We start from the raw sequence: 14,048 nt of genomic DNA, 5'->3' as shown, positions 1-14,048 counted from the left end.
ATAGTTCAGCGTCTCCTATGATTGTTATTTCACAACAAAAGGAATGCTCACATGAACAAGGTTTATCTTCGTTTCGGTTTGATCACAGCAGCCACAATTTTCACCGCAGCCTGCGCCCACCACCCGGATGTTCGCGCCGGAGCTGACGGCATTCACCGTGTCGTCATTGCCAGCGAAGACACCGATCAAGGTTCCCGCGAAGCCATCCGCCAAGCCAACAGCTTCTGCAAAGAACGCAATCAGACCGCAGCCTTCATCAATGAGTCTTCCAAATACAACGGCGACTACGACGAAAAAACCTATAAAAACGCAAAAAAAGCCAGCAAGGCAGCCCAAGTCCTTGGCAGCGCTACTTACGTTTTGGGCGGCCAAACTGAATCCACCGCTGGCGGCATCGTAGGCCTGGGCGGCGCCGTCGCCGACGGAGTTCTGGGTAACGGCTACAACGTAGAAATGAAATTCAAATGCATGTAAGAAATAAGCGGGATCGTTGATCCTGCTTAGACACGACGATTTGGGGCCCGAGCAAGGGCCCTGTCGGCGCGCCGTTCGGCACGGCATCCTGCCTCGTCGCTTCCGCCTTCGGCGGAGGGCCATCCAGGCCCCGCGAAGGCCTCTCTCTGGCCGCCAGGGCCCTTCCTCGCTCCCCAAATTTTGCTATTTATGAATGATCAACGACCCTGATTTTCAGCGCCAACCCACAAAGCTCAGTGCAAAAAAAATAAAAGCAAAAAAACCGAGAGTCGCGCGCGCGGGCACGTTTAAAAAAACGAAAGAGAAATTGTATCTAGCACCGAGGGGCTTGGGCAGAGTCCTAAAAGCCTGCCCGAAAGCGGGCCTTCGGTGGCGCATGGATGCGCGAACCGGGACGCAGTCCCGGCACCGACTGAGCACGGACGCGTGCCCGCTGTAGCGGCGGGCTTTTAGGACTCTGCCCAAGCCCCGCCTCCGCTCGAAGTAATTTGTATTTAGATTTATTTTAAACGCCTGGGTGAATTTGGGCGTAAGTTTTGATGGTGTCGTCTTCGACACGCTTGTACAGGTGGCTTCGGTTCAAGTCTTGGTGACGAGCCACACCCATTGCGCCAATCACGTGTGCAACGGACTCAAGTGTTTCCTGATGGAAATTCTTTACGCGCACGCGTTTTGTCGGAATGTGCAGGCCACGAACCAAGTTTGGATCCTGGGTGGCAACACCCGTAGGACATTTATTGTTGTTACAGCGAAGGGCCTGGATACAACCCAATGCCAGCAGCATGGATCTTGCCGCGTAAGTCGCATCTGCGCCCAGGCACAACAACTTGATGATATCAAATGCCGTGGTGATTTTACCGGTAGCGATGACCTTGATCTTATCCTTCAAGCCCGCTTTTTTCAGCGTGTCGACAACAATCACCAAAGCATCCATACCTGGCATACCGATATAGTTGGTGAACTCCAACGGAGCAGCACCCGTTCCACCTTCGGCACCATCCACGACGATAAAGTCTGGATACACTTTTTCAACAGTCATCAGACTGACCAGCTCTTCAAATTCATTGCGGTGACCCAGGCACAGTTTGATACCGATGGGTTTTCCCCCGGAAAGCTCACGCAGTTTCGTGATAAAGGCCAGCATGCCACGGCTGTCGCTGAAGGCCTTGTGGCCCGGAGGCGAAATCACATCCTTACCCATTGGCACGTTACGAATATTGGCAATTTCCTGAGTTACCTTTTTCCCGGACAGCATACCGCCGTGCCCTGGCTTCGCACCTTGAGAAAGTTTGATCTCAATCATTTTCACCTGGGGGTGAGATGCATTTTTTCTGAACAACTCAGGATCAAAGTCACCGTCATGCGTGCGGCAACCGAAATACCCCGTCCCGATCTGCCAGATCAGATCGCCGCCCGGCTCCAAATGGTAAGGGGAAATACCGCCCTCACCGGTGTTGTGCGCAAAACCACCGTCTTTGGCACCGCCATTCAGCGCCAGAATACTGGCCGTGGAAAGAGAACCAAAACTCATCGCGGAAATATTCAAAAGCGACATGGAATACGGCTGTTTGCACAAATCCGTCCCGATGGTCACACGCAGGTCTTTGCGGTCCACATGCTTCGGGTACATGGAATGGGTCACAAACTCATACCCTTGCGCATAAACATTGTGCTGGGTTCCAAAGGGAACAGTGTCCAACACTTTCTTCGCGCGCTGATAAACCACGGATCGCTGTTCCCGATTGAACGGCTTTCCATCGGTGTTGGATTCGATAAAGTATTGATTTATTTCAGGTCGGATGGATTCCAGAATATAACGGAAGTGACCGAACACCGGGAAATTCGCCTTGATCGCGTGGCGATTTTGATGAATGTCGCGGAATCCCAGCAGGAAGAAAGGCACAAACAAAAACAGGGAATAAAGTCCTGGCGTCCAATACAGATAGAACAACACATTCAGACCCAATGCCACCGCAAATGCGATATAAAACTCTCTTCTCATTTCAGCCTCAAGACCCTCTTGCCTTAAAATAAACTGCGCTTTCCGACAAAGTATCGAACACAAAGCACAGCCAATCTAGTCCAACTGGACTGAAAAGGCAAAAGGGAAAGACCCGGTCAAAACCGGGCCTTTCTTTCGTCTTAAAACTTAGAATGTCAGAGGAAAGCTCACACTCAGCAGACCGACCTTATTCTTGAACTTGCCCAGCTCCCCGGTCACCGGACCGGCCTCTTCCAATTTGGAGGTGCCGTATTCCAGATCCATGTACTCAAGATTCAGACTGACGATCAGGATCTTGATACCAACCCCCACTTTGGGCCCCTTGGCACCTTCGAACTTCACGTCCACGCCCCCGTCCTCTTCCGGATCCAGATCACCGCCAAAGATGTATCCGCCCCAGATTCGCAGTCCCGCCACCGGCATCTGTGCCCCGATCACCGCCCCGTAAAGTGTCGATGTCGCTTCGGCTGCGTAGTCCATGGAAGCGGAGCTTTCGAATTTCGGTTTGGAATAAGAGCCGTCCAGACCGATAAAGAAAACGTCATTGGCATGATAGCCAAGCTTCAGGTTAAATCCCAGGCCCTGCCCTGTTCCGGTGGAGTTGCTCAAAGGCGCTGGCCACTCCAGCTCGTTATCCCCTTTTTCATAGGTGATTCCAGGTTCAATATAAAATCCTGCATAGGCCGGCATGACAACTGTTAAGGCCCATCCCAGAAGTATCGCGCTGATTGCTTTCATAAAAGCCTCCGTTGTGAATTCCAAATGCTTACTTCATATAGACCATGATGACAGCTTTGGATGACTTGGCTTTTTGATTGAAGAAGCCGGTTTCATCCTGAGTGCGAGGAGCAGCCCCGCTGTCTTCCATGGCGGTTTTGGTTTTGGCCGTGTCGGTGTGCATGAATTTCTGAAGGGCGTTCGGGCGCTCGGTCATGTTATAAGTGTTCACAGAGCCCACCTTCAATTCGTCCTTGATAAAGTTCTTCACCGAACGTGCACGGTCGTTGGCCAGATTCACATCCTGCTTGGAGGCCTTGGCCCCTTCCGTCGGATATTCGCGGTCCGCCCAGACAGCAACCTTTAGTTCATCGATTTTTCCTTTTTGTTTGGCTTCATTCACCATTTTTCGAATGTCGTCTTTGGCAGAATCCGTCAGTGTGGATTTGCCTTCGTCAAAAGAAATTTCCGAAACCATTTTCGCGCCCAGGGTTTTTCCCGCGGATTCGGTGGAACTATCCAGAGCAAACGATGTGCTTGCAGACAAAGCCACTGCCAAAATCAAAGAGCCAATCACAGATTGAATGTTCATTTTCATTCTCCTTTGTTGTTGTTAAAATCTTACGACTGTCAGCATCCGTGGGTATTGCATCTCTTGGACCGGGGCTGAGACCATATTATTTTGCAGCTCACAGCCCCGTCGTCCCTAAATGCCCTCCCGCAATGCGGAGTTTTGCCCCGCGGGGATTTATTCCATAATAACCATGACGATGGACTTTGAAGCTTTTGACGGTGCTTTCGCTGTTGTGTCAGTCGTTGGAATTCCCGCCGTCTCCAAATTCTTTTTGATACGGGCATCGGAAGTGTTCAGCATGTCCTGCAACAAATTTGGTCTTTCCGCCATGCTGTACAAATCCACATCCGGAGATCTGTCATAGGACTTGATATAGTTTTCAATCGCTTTGTTGCGCTCTTTAACCAGCTTCACCTCGGCAGAAGAAAGCTTTTTGGTTTCGGTGGATGGATAGTCCTTGTCACCCCAGGTGATCACTTTGATCTCTTTGATCGTGCCGGTCTTTTTGGCTTCATCAATCAAACGCTGTAAATCCCCTTTGGCATCCGAGGTCAGGGTGCTGGAACCTTTCTTAAAACCAAACTCAGTCACATGAGTCGCCTCTTCCTGAACGGCCACGGTTTTAGCTTCCGTGCTTGGCATGGTGCTGGCGGTCTTTTCCTTGTGGGAACAGGAAACCGTTGCAGCAGCAAACAATGCAATTAACAGATATGTCTTCATGGCTGATCCTTTCTTAGGGTTGTTGAATACCTGAACTATGATCTTTTTTTTCCACAAGGCCTATCTCTTCACGCATGTATATGAACAGACCTTCCCACATGTAATCATAAAATCTTTGCCCGCATTTTCAGAACTCCGCCTAATGAAAACAAAAAAAATAAGGAGATCTGCATGACACCACGACCAAATGAAATTCCCATTCCGCAGGACCCACCCTCAACCCACCCTCAACCCAGCCCCGCCCTTCTCCAGTGAAAGAACCACCACGTCCCAAGGTCGTGCCGGAAATAGATCCGGGCATGCCAAGGGAAAATCCCTCCAAAGATCCCGGCACGCCTCCTCCGAATGAGGGGTGATTGTGTGTGTATATTTGCAAAGACTTTTACCTTCCTCCCACCCCTCAAGGGTCCGATAATTGAGGGGTGAGGTTGCATGACGAAAGTGAAGAATTTCGTATTCACATTCGCAGACAGATTCAGTGACTGCCACACCATGACCTGGGCAGCCTCGGTGGCTTTTTACACCTGCTTTTCTCTGGCCCCGCTGGTGATGATTTCACTGGCAGTGGTGGCCAACCTGGGGCTGGAACTGCAGCAGACGTTTATGAGTGAAGTTTCATCCCTGGTCGGTCCTACCGCCGCAGAAGCAGTGCAAGCCGTGGTAAAAAATGCCAATGACCGTGTGGATCTGATGTCGTGGGCAGGAATTCTGGGAACATGCACCCTGGTTCTTTCTGCGGGATTGATTTTCGGCGAAATGCGCGCGGCCCTGACAGAAATACTCGGACACACTGTGGAAGAGGAAGACCTGAGCATCCTGCACGCTTCGATCGCCTACGTGAAAAGCCGCCTGCTGCAGATCGGTCTCGCATTTGGGTTCATATTTGCCATGATGGTTTCACTGATTGTTTCGACTGCATTAAACACGGTCATCCGCGTGGGCCTGCTGGACAATGGCGAGGGGGCTTTCGTGATAAACATCATCTTCTCTTTGCTGCTTTACGTTTTGCTTTTTACCGGCATCTTTCACTTTCTGCCCGTGCCCCGCTTGGCCCTGCGGGACGCCTTTCATGCCGGCATCATTACGGCCCTGCTTTTCGTGATCGGAAAAGAGCTGGTCGGCTTGTATCTGGGAGGCAGCCCGATCACCTCCTCTTACGGCGCAGCCGGTTCCATCGTCGTATTACTGGCTTGGGTCTATTATTCAACTTTGATTGTTTTTATAGGTGCACATTCGATTTATGCCTGGAGAAAGGAGTTTTCCCATGCAGCCACATCAACAGAATAACGCCTCTTTCTGGCAGGACACTCAGGTCCCCGAGTTCCAGCCACTTCGCGAAGACGCATCCACCGATGTGTGTGTGATCGGAGCCGGTATCGCCGGACTTCTGAACAGCTATGTCCTATTAAAAAACGGCTTTCAGGTGACACTCCTGGAAAGGGACACTCTGGGCCACAACGAAACCAGCCGCACCAGCGCGCACCTTTCCAATGTGCTCGACGAAGGACTTTCAAGACTTCTCGACAATCTGGGGGAAGACAATGCCCGAAAGGCCATTGCCAGCCACAGTGATGCCATTGATCTGATAGAAAAAATTGTCGAGGAAGAACACATCGACTGCGACTTCCGCCGACTGGACGGATATCTTTATCTAAGCCCCGAGACGAACAAAGATTACCTGAAAGAAGAAGCCCAGGCCGCAGCAAAACTGGGCTTTAAGGATGTGGAACTGCTTTCCTCACCACCTCATTTCGCCGAGTTTGGTCCGGCCCTGCGCTTCCCCCGTCAGGCCCGCATTCACAGTCTGAAGTTCATCAACGGACTTTTGAAGGCCATCGTGGGCATGGGGGGAAAAATTCACAGCAAGTCTCCGGCGGTGGAATTCAAGGACGGCGCCCTGCCTTCCGTGAAAACCGACAGCGGACACTATGTCTACGCCCGGCATGTCGTCGTCTGCACGAATGTGCCGGTCAATGACCGGGTGATGATTCACACCATGGAAGCCGCCCACCGCAGCTATATTATCGGAATCGAAGTGCCTCACGATGCTTTCCCCGACATTCTGATGTGGGATACCTCTCATCCCTATCACTATGTGCGCAAAGTCGAAAATCATGCCGAAGGAAAGGACCTTATGCTGATTGGCGGTGAAGATCACCGCGTGGGCCAGGAAGATCATCCCGAAGCCAAATTTGAAACCCTGCACGATTGGGCTCTGTTCAACCTCGGCATTTCCGGGCCGATCGCTTACAAATGGTCCGGACAGATCATCGAGCCCGTCGACGGCCTTGCCCACATTGGAAGAAACCCTGGCAATCGCAATACCTATATTGTCAGCGGCGACTCCGGTCATGGGCTGACTCACGCCGCGGTCAGCGCCATGGTGATTCGTGATCTGATCCAGCAAAATCACAACGAGTGGACTCACATCTATTCGCCTTCGCGTTTTCAAGTGAAAAATCTGGGAACTGTGATTTCGGTCAATATGAATATGCTGGCCCAATACCGCGACCGGATTGCTTTACGCGAAGAACTCAAAAATGTTTCAGCCCATCCGGGTGAAGGACGGCTGGTGCATCAGGGAGCAAAGACATTCGCCGTCTATACCAGCGAAAGCAACGAGACAGTCACTCTCAATGCCGTGTGCCCGCATCTGGGCGGCATCGTGCACTGGAATGACGCCGAAAAAACCTGGGACTGCCCTTGTCACGGATCCCGCTTTGCCTGCACCGGTGAAGTGATCAATGGTCCGGCGATTTCAGGACTTAAACAAGCCGTGATGAAAAAACCACAGGAAAAGGCGGAAACCATCGCCATGCCTGATGAAAGGACTGAATATGAAAAAGCAAAACCGAGCGACACCTCCGCGGAAAGATAAAATTCAGACCCGCGATGCCGGCATTCATTGCTATCATGATCTGGATTCGCAGAAAGAGCTGCAATCCAGCAGGCCTGATATCAACCGTCAGCGCCAAGGCTCCACCGGCTGCACCCAAAGTTTCCGGCCGCCCTTTGATGATGCGCGCTTTGGGTCCACGTCAAGCAAGGATATGGACGTCAGCGACAGCAACATCAGCGACGAGGTCGAACAAACTCTGGCGCTGGAGGTGGACATCGACATCGCCGACGTGGAGGTCATTGTCACCCAGGGCGAAGTCACTTTGCGAGGGATCGTGGCCGACCGCAAGATGAAAAGATTCGTGGAAGAGCATGTATCACGCTGTTCCGGCGTCAAAGACATCCACAATGATCTGCACTTCAAACGAAAGTAGGTGTCCGGGGACCCACCAAGGTCCCTGGTCCTGCATGGTCTCTGACAGAAATTGCGATGTTCTGTACTCTGCCCGCCCGCCCCGCGCGACAATAAAGAAAAACCAAGCAAGGAGGCTTTTATGGCAGCCCAGCATGCAGGAAACCCTGCCACACACTATGGCAGTCCCAAACAACGAAAACCCACATCACCGACCCACAGACCTTCCATCACCGGATCATCGTCGCTGAACTTCAACAGCATCTACCAGCAGGCCGGTGAAATTCTGGAAAGCGGTCGCAAGTACGCCGTGAGACACCCTTATCAGATAATTCTGGGAGCAGTGAGCGTAGCTGGCGTGGGCGCACTGGCGGCTTATCTTTTAAGAAGAAGACACTGAACTCAAAACAACATCATCTGGAGGCATACTATGAAACTCACCGCAATTGTTGTCCTTTCTCTGCTGTTGCCATCGGTCTACGCCGAGGCACAGTACCGATCTTCTGAAACCCAATATCAATCACGTCCTATTCCCACCGGACCGCAGGACCGACGCCCTCAACCCACTCCGCGAACTTCCCAGAGCACTCTGGATCAGGACTGGGATCGACGTCAGGATGAAATGATACGTCGTCAGGAACAGCTTGACCGGCAAATGCGCGGTCGTCAGATGCCACGTGATATCGATTCACAAAATCTGATGCCGGATGGAAGAAGCTGGGACTAAATCCGGGATGTCACCGTCATCCATTATCAGGAGGGTCTTCTTGCAGAAGACCTTTCTTTTTCTTTCATACGGCAGATTTGTTTTCTGAAACATTACTTAAAGGAAGGTGGTCAACCCTGAAATCTCGTCTCAACATCAACGCTCCAACAACAAAAGGAGTATTAAATGAGACATGATCAACGTGAACCACGCAACTTGCGCAGGGATGAACAACGTCCGTCCCGCCGTGAAGCCTCTGAACGCAGAGACTGGTATGAGCGCGATGAAATGGACGAGCGCTCCGGATACCGCGATGAAGACTATCGTCCCTCCTCTGAATATCGCGATGCTTCTGACTATCGCCGTGACTTTAATTACTCCAATCAGGACTACGGCCGAACACAGGGTTCCCGTGAACTATCCCGTGGCAGCCGCTCTATCGACGGCAATCGCTCCGGCTCTTCCTATGAATCCAGCGCCAGCGGCCGTCAGGATCGCTACGGTTCCTCTGGTGAACAGTCTTACGGGCGCTCTTACGATGACCGCAATGAACGTTCCTGGGATCGTTCAGAAAGATCCGAAAGAGGCTCCGGCTATGAAGCCGGCCGTTTTGATTCCCGTCGCGGGCTTTATGGCACCAGTGATCTGACCCGCCAAGGATCGGACCAATACCGCACCAGTTCCTCTTTCGATACAGATCGTGATCGCTCTTCCGAGCGAGGGTCTGAACGCAGCTCGGAGCGCTCTGAAGGACGTTCCCAGTTCTTCGGTCGCGGTCCAAAGTCCTACAAACGCTCCGACGAACGCATCAAGGAAGATGTGTGCGAAATGCTGACTCGTGACAACAACATCGATGCCGAAGGCATTGAGGTTGAAGTGAAAGACGGTGAAGTCACATTGTCGGGAACGGTGCCTGACCGCCGCATGAAACATATGGCGGAAGACTGCGCCGAAGGCTGCTATGGTGTGAAGGATGTCACCAACAACATTCGCGTCAACCGCGAATCGTCTTCTGAAAAGGACACGTCCTCCACCTCCTCCCTGAGCAGTGAACGTTCCTCAAGTACAACGGGCACAACAGGAACCAGCGGAACGAAGAAGTCCTCTTCCTCCAGCACGTCCACAAACGCCCCGAATCACTAACTCACCAAGGGAGGCCATGACGGCCTCCCTTGCTCTTTCTGAAAAGGAGCCTTTCATGCCTCGCGGAAGCAAAGAAAGCTATTCCAGCAAACAAAAACGCATGGCCCAGCATATTGAAGAGGGCTACAAGAAAAAAGGAGCCTCCACGAAAAAGGCCGAACGTCTTGCGTGGGCCACAGTAAATAAAGAAACCGGCGGCGCTGCCAAAAAGAAGAAATCCAGCCGCAAGAAAACCACCCACTAGGGAGCCCCCATGAATCAATCACTGGCCGGTAAAAAGATAGCCATCATTGCCACTGACGGTTTTGAGGAATCAGAACTGATCGAACCCCGCAACTATCTGGACAAGGCCGGCGCACAGACGGTGCTTGTGTCATTAAAGCCAGGTCACATCAAGGCCTGGAAAAAAGGCGAATGGGGTGACTTCCTGGCCGTCGACAAATCCCTGGATGAAGTCGACCCTTCTGAATTTGACGCCCTGATGATTCCTGGCGGAGTCATCAATCCAGACAAACTGCGAATGGATAAAAAAGCCGTCAAGTTTGTACAGGCCTTTGTGGATTCCCACAAACCCATTGCCGCCATCTGCCACGGTCCGCAGCTACTGATCGAAACCGGGATTGTTTCAGGTCGAAAAATCACTTCCTGGCCCAGCCTGCGCACGGATTTGATCAATGCCGGGGGGGATTGGTTTGACACGCAGGTGGTCGTCGATAACGGACTGGTCACCAGTCGTAAGCCCGAAGACATCTCCGCCTTTAGCGAAAAGATGATCGAGGTCTTTTCAATGGGTGATCAGCAATTGAAAGACGCCACGCCCCCTTTATGAGCCCCCCTTGGGAATGTGCTGCATTTTAAGCCTGTACGGGGCAGAGTGTGTTGCGAGAAAGCACCACCGAGTCCGTAAAGATACAGTTTCCTTCACTTTTTTCTTAAAACCGCGCGGTCCGTAAAAGGACCCACGGGTTGCAAGTTGCCAGGACTTATTGGATAATTCTCTCATCCAGTTAACATTTTCCGAGAGAGAAAACTATGAGCATTCAACAAGTTCCATTTATCACCCTGAATCGTTTTGAACCTGGTTTCCGTGATGAGTTCCTGAATGGCGTTGCAAATCTTTTCGATAAAACGCAATTCGTGGGCGGTCCTATTGTTGGCGAAATGGAAGCCAACCTTGCAGCTTACACAAAATCCAAACACGCTATCGGTTGTGCCAACGGCACTGATGCGATCCAAATTGCTTTGCGTGCAGTGGGCGTTAACAAGAACGACAAAGTCCTAGTTCCTGATATGACTTTCTGGGCCACTTTCGAAGCCGTTGTGAACGTGGGCGCGAACCCTGTGACTGTGGATGTAAATCGTGAAACATGCCACTGGGACCTTGCCACTTTCAAACAAGCTGTAGAACAGTTCAAACCCAAAGCCGCGGTGATGGTTCACCTTTACGGCTGGGCTTCTGCTGACACCTTGGAAATCCGCAAATTCGCCAAAGAAGCCGGCGTTCTTCTGATCGAAGACGGCGCCCAGTGCTTCGGCACTGAAATCGACGGCCAGTCCATCCTGGGCACGGCTTTGATTTCCACCACCAGTTTCTATCCGGCAAAGGTTCTGGGTGCTTCCGGAGACGCAGGTGCGATCTTCACGACCAACGATGAATACGCCAAAAACTGCCGCACGCTTATCAACCACGGCAGAACTGATCACTATTCTCACGGCATGATCGGCTGGAACTCCCGTATCGGAGCTTACGAATCTTTGTTCCTGAACATGTCTTTGAAACACATCGATGCACGCATCCAAAGCCGCATGAACGCTGTGAAGTTCTATGAAGAGTCTTTGAAAGGTCTTCCTCTGAAACCAGTGCGTGCGACTTCCAAAGTGAAAGAGAACGGCTACTGCGCCGTTGCGATGATCGAACCTTCTTTGCGCGCTTCTTTGATTGATTCATTGAAAAAAGCCAACGTGGGTTACGGCACCATCTATCCGGGCGCGATGAGCCACCAATCCGGTTCTGCAGGTCACCTGGCTGGCAAGATCGACAACGGCAACGCTCACCATATCTCTCAAGCGGTTTTGAATCTTCCTTGTTATGCTTACATCACTCAGGAAGAGCTTCAGTACGTTTGCGATACAGTCAAGAAGCACTTCTAGTTCTCTTCAATGGCAAAACCGGGGCCCGGGCAAAGTAATTTGCCCAAGGGTCTCGGCTTTTCTTGATTTCCTGCAAAGCCATTTTCAGACTGACGGCATCCCCGCTTTCATATTTTTTCAACTGATTCCACGCCACCGGCAGCGCCACCGAACTTTTATCACGGGCACGCAGTGAATATGGCAGAACACTGGTCGACCCTTTTGAGTTTCGCAGATAATCGACAAATATTTTCCCGTGGCGGATCTTCTTGGACATTTTACTGACAAACCGATCCGGATAACGATCCTCCCAGGCTTGCGCAAGAGCATGAGTAAAATGCTTTACCTCATCCCACGTTGGGCCGGGCTTGAAAGGCACATGAATGTGCAGTCCCTTGCCCCCACTGAGCTTCACAAAACTGCGAAGCCCCAAAGCCTCCAGATCCTTCTTAAACAACAAAGCGGCGGCCACCACGTCCTTCCAGGGCACTCCTGATCCCGGATCCAGATCCAGAACAAACTGATCCGGCTTGGCGGGTGCTTCCGCGCGGCTGTTGCGACCATGGATTTCATAACCACCCATCTGCACAAGCTCCAAAAGACCGCGCACGTCCTTGACGTACAAGGCATCGTCTTTTTCAAAGATCGCCACAGCATCCGCCTTTGCGTTCAAATGCTTTTGAAAGAAGCATTTCCCGGCTGAACCTTCCGGACAGCGCACCAAGGCCAGAAGACGGTTTTCCAGATAAGGCCGCATGCGCTCAGCGATGGCAATGTAGTACTCGGCCACCTCGAGCTTGGTGATGCCCTCGTCTTGGTAAAGCACTTTGTCCGGGCTGGTCAGAATCAACGCGTCGGAAGTGACATCGGGCGCGGGCTTGTCTTTACGAAGCTCGACAAACACCGGAGCCCGCAGGTGCATGCCGTGGGTCCAGTTCGCAAAGCGCACTTCCGCAAGCAATTGCGGCTTCACCCAGATGGCATCTTTTTTCGGTGGATCCCCGGCAGTGAAGGGCTTTTTAGCGGTTTTAATTTTGTCCAATTGACGCTTTAACGAAGTAATATTTTTCTGGTTAAATCCAGTCCCGACCTTGCCAACAAAGCGCAACTGGCCTTTTTCATAAACCCCCAACAACAAGGCCCCAAAGTCGCTGCGACTGCCTTTCCCGGGAACGTATCCGCCAATCACGAATTCCTGGCGATTCAAAAATTTGCTCTTCACCCATTCGCCCTTACGGCCTGAAACGTAGGTGCTGTCCGCTTTTTTTGAAATCACTCCCTCGAGCCCCTGCTTTTGCAACTGCGCCCAGGAACCTTTTGTGAGTTTTATCTCCCGACTAAGTTGCAGACGGCCTTTGCGCTTGCCTTTTAAAATCTGCTGAAGTTTTTTGCGCCGTTCTTTCAGCGGACGATCGCGCAGATCTTCTCCGTTTAACATCAGCAGATCAAAAACGAAGTAGGTCAATTTTTGATCGGGATCAGACTCAAAGTAATTTTGCAGTTTTTGAAAATGACTGACTCCCTTTGCATCCAGAACCACCACTTCCCCGTCCAAAACGGCCGACTGCACATTCAGGCCTGAAACATCATGGGCGACTGTTGTCATCTTGCCAGCCCAGTCATGCCCGGCCCGGGTGTACAACTTCACACTGGTGCCGTGGACATGGGCCTGAATGCGATAGCCGTCCCACTTCACTTCGTGGATCCATTCCTTCCCGTGAGGCGGTTCATCTACCAGCAGGGCCAGCATCGGTTTGACAAATTGAAAGGATTCTTGCGAATGAATTCGCCGTGCCGGGGTCTTTTCGCCAATCAGTGGCGCTTCATACCCGGCCCGGGCATAAGCATCTTCACGTTTGACTAACAACCACTGCACCTGTCGCCCTTGCATGCGCGTGCGAATAAGATCCCAGGTGCCTTTCAGTCTTTTTCCTTTTAGCTCAAATTCCAAATGACCTTTTTTGAATCCGGCTGCGGCATTGCCTTTGGGAATCCAAACCCCGGTATCCCAGATATAGACCTGGCCCGCACCGTATTGTTTTTCCGGAATCACCCCTTCAAAACTTCCGTACTCCAGCGGATGATCCTCCACTTCAACGGCAAGCCGCTTCAGGTGAGGATCCAGACTGGGACCTTTGGGTACAGCCCAGCTTTTCAAAACCCCCTGCCACTCCAGCCGGAAATCATAATGCAAATGCGAAGCATGATGTTCCTGCACAACAAACATCAATTGCTCTTTGGCGGGCTTTTTCGCCTTCTTTTGTGCGCGTCCCCGTGGTTCGCGGGTTTTCTTGAAATCCCGCTTTTGATGGTACTCTTTTAAAGGCATAGC

15 protein-coding genes are annotated in these 14,048 nt (G+C 51.7%); 10 read left to right on the top strand and 5 right to left on the bottom strand.

All coding sequences use genetic code 11. From position 1 onward, the window contains the following. The first annotated feature begins 51 nt into the window (after window positions 1-51). Entirely contained in the window at window positions 52-474 is a 423-nt protein-coding gene (locus B9G79_RS07995) for a hypothetical protein (RefSeq protein WP_088565051.1), read from the top strand. 505 nt (window positions 475-979) lie between these two features. Here B9G79_RS07995 and B9G79_RS07985 read toward each other — a convergent pair. The 4 genes from B9G79_RS07985 to B9G79_RS07970 form a co-directional block, all read right to left on the bottom strand. Beyond that, window positions 980-2,476 (bottom strand): FMN-binding glutamate synthase family protein, encoded by a 1,497-nt coding sequence (locus tag B9G79_RS07985; RefSeq protein ID WP_088565049.1) that lies wholly within the window; start codon window positions 2,474-2,476, stop codon window positions 980-982. A 147-nt stretch (window positions 2,477-2,623) separates the two neighbouring features. Beyond that, entirely contained in the window at window positions 2,624-3,214 is a 591-nt protein-coding gene (locus B9G79_RS07980; protein ID WP_088565048.1) for an outer membrane beta-barrel protein, read from the bottom strand. A 28-nt stretch (window positions 3,215-3,242) separates the two neighbouring features. Next, entirely contained in the window at window positions 3,243-3,785 is a 543-nt protein-coding gene (locus B9G79_RS07975) for an OmpA family protein (protein ID WP_088565047.1), read from the bottom strand. Between the two features lie 156 nt (window positions 3,786-3,941). Next, a complete protein-coding gene (locus B9G79_RS07970; protein WP_088565046.1) occupies window positions 3,942-4,487 on the bottom strand; it encodes a hypothetical protein in 546 nt (181 codons plus the stop codon). A 432-nt stretch (window positions 4,488-4,919) separates the two neighbouring features. Between B9G79_RS07970 and B9G79_RS07965 the strand changes: the two genes are divergently transcribed. The 9 genes from B9G79_RS07965 to B9G79_RS07925 all read left to right on the top strand — a co-directional run bounded on the left by B9G79_RS07965 (window position 4,920) and on the right by B9G79_RS07925 (window position 11,737). Beyond that, window positions 4,920-5,774: a YihY/virulence factor BrkB family protein gene (locus B9G79_RS07965; protein ID WP_088565045.1), complete on the top strand. Its 855-nt coding sequence runs from the start codon at window positions 4,920-4,922 to the stop codon at window positions 5,772-5,774. Next, entirely contained in the window at window positions 5,752-7,365 is a 1,614-nt protein-coding gene (locus B9G79_RS07960; protein ID WP_232469274.1) for an FAD-dependent oxidoreductase, read from the top strand. Before B9G79_RS07965 ends, B9G79_RS07960 begins: the two co-directional genes overlap by 23 nt. Next, window positions 7,325-7,759 (top strand): BON domain-containing protein, encoded by a 435-nt coding sequence (locus tag B9G79_RS07955; protein WP_088565044.1) that lies wholly within the window; start codon window positions 7,325-7,327, stop codon window positions 7,757-7,759. Before B9G79_RS07960 ends, B9G79_RS07955 begins: the two co-directional genes overlap by 41 nt. Before the next feature lie 120 nt (window positions 7,760-7,879). Then, entirely contained in the window at window positions 7,880-8,137 is a 258-nt protein-coding gene (locus B9G79_RS07950; protein WP_088565043.1) for a hypothetical protein, read from the top strand. A gap of 30 nt (window positions 8,138-8,167) precedes the next feature. Further along, complete coding sequence (locus B9G79_RS07945) at window positions 8,168-8,464, top strand: hypothetical protein (RefSeq protein WP_088565042.1); 297 nt, start codon at window positions 8,168-8,170, stop codon at window positions 8,462-8,464. Window positions 8,465-8,629: 165 nt separating this feature from the next. Then, window positions 8,630-9,586 (top strand): BON domain-containing protein, encoded by a 957-nt coding sequence (locus tag B9G79_RS07940; protein WP_088565041.1) that lies wholly within the window; start codon window positions 8,630-8,632, stop codon window positions 9,584-9,586. A 55-nt stretch (window positions 9,587-9,641) separates the two neighbouring features. Further along, a complete protein-coding gene (locus tag B9G79_RS07935) occupies window positions 9,642-9,830 on the top strand; it encodes a hypothetical protein (RefSeq protein ID WP_088566818.1) in 189 nt (62 codons plus the stop codon). 9 nt (window positions 9,831-9,839) lie between these two features. Beyond that, window positions 9,840-10,415, top strand: a complete 576-nt coding sequence (locus B9G79_RS07930; protein WP_088565040.1) for a type 1 glutamine amidotransferase domain-containing protein — start codon at window positions 9,840-9,842, stop codon at window positions 10,413-10,415. A 203-nt stretch (window positions 10,416-10,618) separates the two neighbouring features. Next, the gene (locus B9G79_RS07925; RefSeq protein WP_088565039.1) at window positions 10,619-11,737 is read left to right on the top strand and encodes a DegT/DnrJ/EryC1/StrS family aminotransferase; all 1,119 of its coding nucleotides are present in this window, start codon (window positions 10,619-10,621) and stop codon (window positions 11,735-11,737) included. Here the strand turns inward: B9G79_RS07925 and ligD are convergent. Then, a complete protein-coding gene (gene ligD / locus B9G79_RS07920) occupies window positions 11,721-14,045 on the bottom strand; it encodes a DNA ligase D (RefSeq protein WP_088565038.1) in 2,325 nt (774 codons plus the stop codon). The two genes, B9G79_RS07925 and ligD, sit on opposite strands and share 17 nt — an antisense overlap. Window positions 14,046-14,048: the final 3 nt, after the last annotated feature.

Origin of the sequence: Bdellovibrio bacteriovorus (assembly GCF_002208115.1) — a bacterium.
GTDB lineage: Bacteria > Bdellovibrionota > Bdellovibrionia > Bdellovibrionales > Bdellovibrionaceae > Bdellovibrio > Bdellovibrio bacteriovorus_C.
The sequence above is the reverse complement of the archived record's forward strand: the minus strand, read 5'-3'. Positions and strand labels throughout refer to the sequence as shown.

Excerpts from the sequence above, each read along its gene's own strand:
- B9G79_RS07970 (WP_088565046.1), bottom strand. The coding sequence starts at position 4,487 with ATGAAGACATATCTGTTAATTGCATTGTTTGCTGCTGCAACGGTTTCC.
- ligD (WP_088565038.1), bottom strand. The coding sequence starts at position 14,045 with ATGCCTTTAAAAGAGTACCATCAAAAGCGGGATTTCAAGAAAACCCGC.
- B9G79_RS07935 (WP_088566818.1), top strand. The coding sequence starts at position 9,642 with ATGCCTCGCGGAAGCAAAGAAAGCTATTCCAGCAAACAAAAACGCATG.
- B9G79_RS07995 (WP_088565051.1), top strand. The coding sequence starts at position 52 with ATGAACAAGGTTTATCTTCGTTTCGGTTTGATCACAGCAGCCACAATT.
- B9G79_RS07985 (WP_088565049.1), bottom strand. The coding sequence starts at position 2,476 with ATGAGAAGAGAGTTTTATATCGCATTTGCGGTGGCATTGGGTCTGAAT.
- B9G79_RS07940 (WP_088565041.1), top strand. The coding sequence starts at position 8,630 with ATGAGACATGATCAACGTGAACCACGCAACTTGCGCAGGGATGAACAA.
- B9G79_RS07960 (WP_232469274.1), top strand. The coding sequence starts at position 5,752 with ATGCAGCCACATCAACAGAATAACGCCTCTTTCTGGCAGGACACTCAG.
- B9G79_RS07965 (WP_088565045.1), top strand. The coding sequence starts at position 4,920 with ATGACGAAAGTGAAGAATTTCGTATTCACATTCGCAGACAGATTCAGT.
- B9G79_RS07975 (WP_088565047.1), bottom strand. The coding sequence starts at position 3,785 with ATGAACATTCAATCTGTGATTGGCTCTTTGATTTTGGCAGTGGCTTTG.
- B9G79_RS07980 (WP_088565048.1), bottom strand. The coding sequence starts at position 3,214 with ATGAAAGCAATCAGCGCGATACTTCTGGGATGGGCCTTAACAGTTGTC.
- B9G79_RS07955 (WP_088565044.1), top strand. The coding sequence starts at position 7,325 with ATGAAAAAGCAAAACCGAGCGACACCTCCGCGGAAAGATAAAATTCAG.
- B9G79_RS07925 (WP_088565039.1), top strand. The coding sequence starts at position 10,619 with ATGAGCATTCAACAAGTTCCATTTATCACCCTGAATCGTTTTGAACCT.
- B9G79_RS07945 (WP_088565042.1), top strand. The coding sequence starts at position 8,168 with ATGAAACTCACCGCAATTGTTGTCCTTTCTCTGCTGTTGCCATCGGTC.
- B9G79_RS07950 (WP_088565043.1), top strand. The coding sequence starts at position 7,880 with ATGGCAGCCCAGCATGCAGGAAACCCTGCCACACACTATGGCAGTCCC.
- B9G79_RS07930 (WP_088565040.1), top strand. The coding sequence starts at position 9,840 with ATGAATCAATCACTGGCCGGTAAAAAGATAGCCATCATTGCCACTGAC.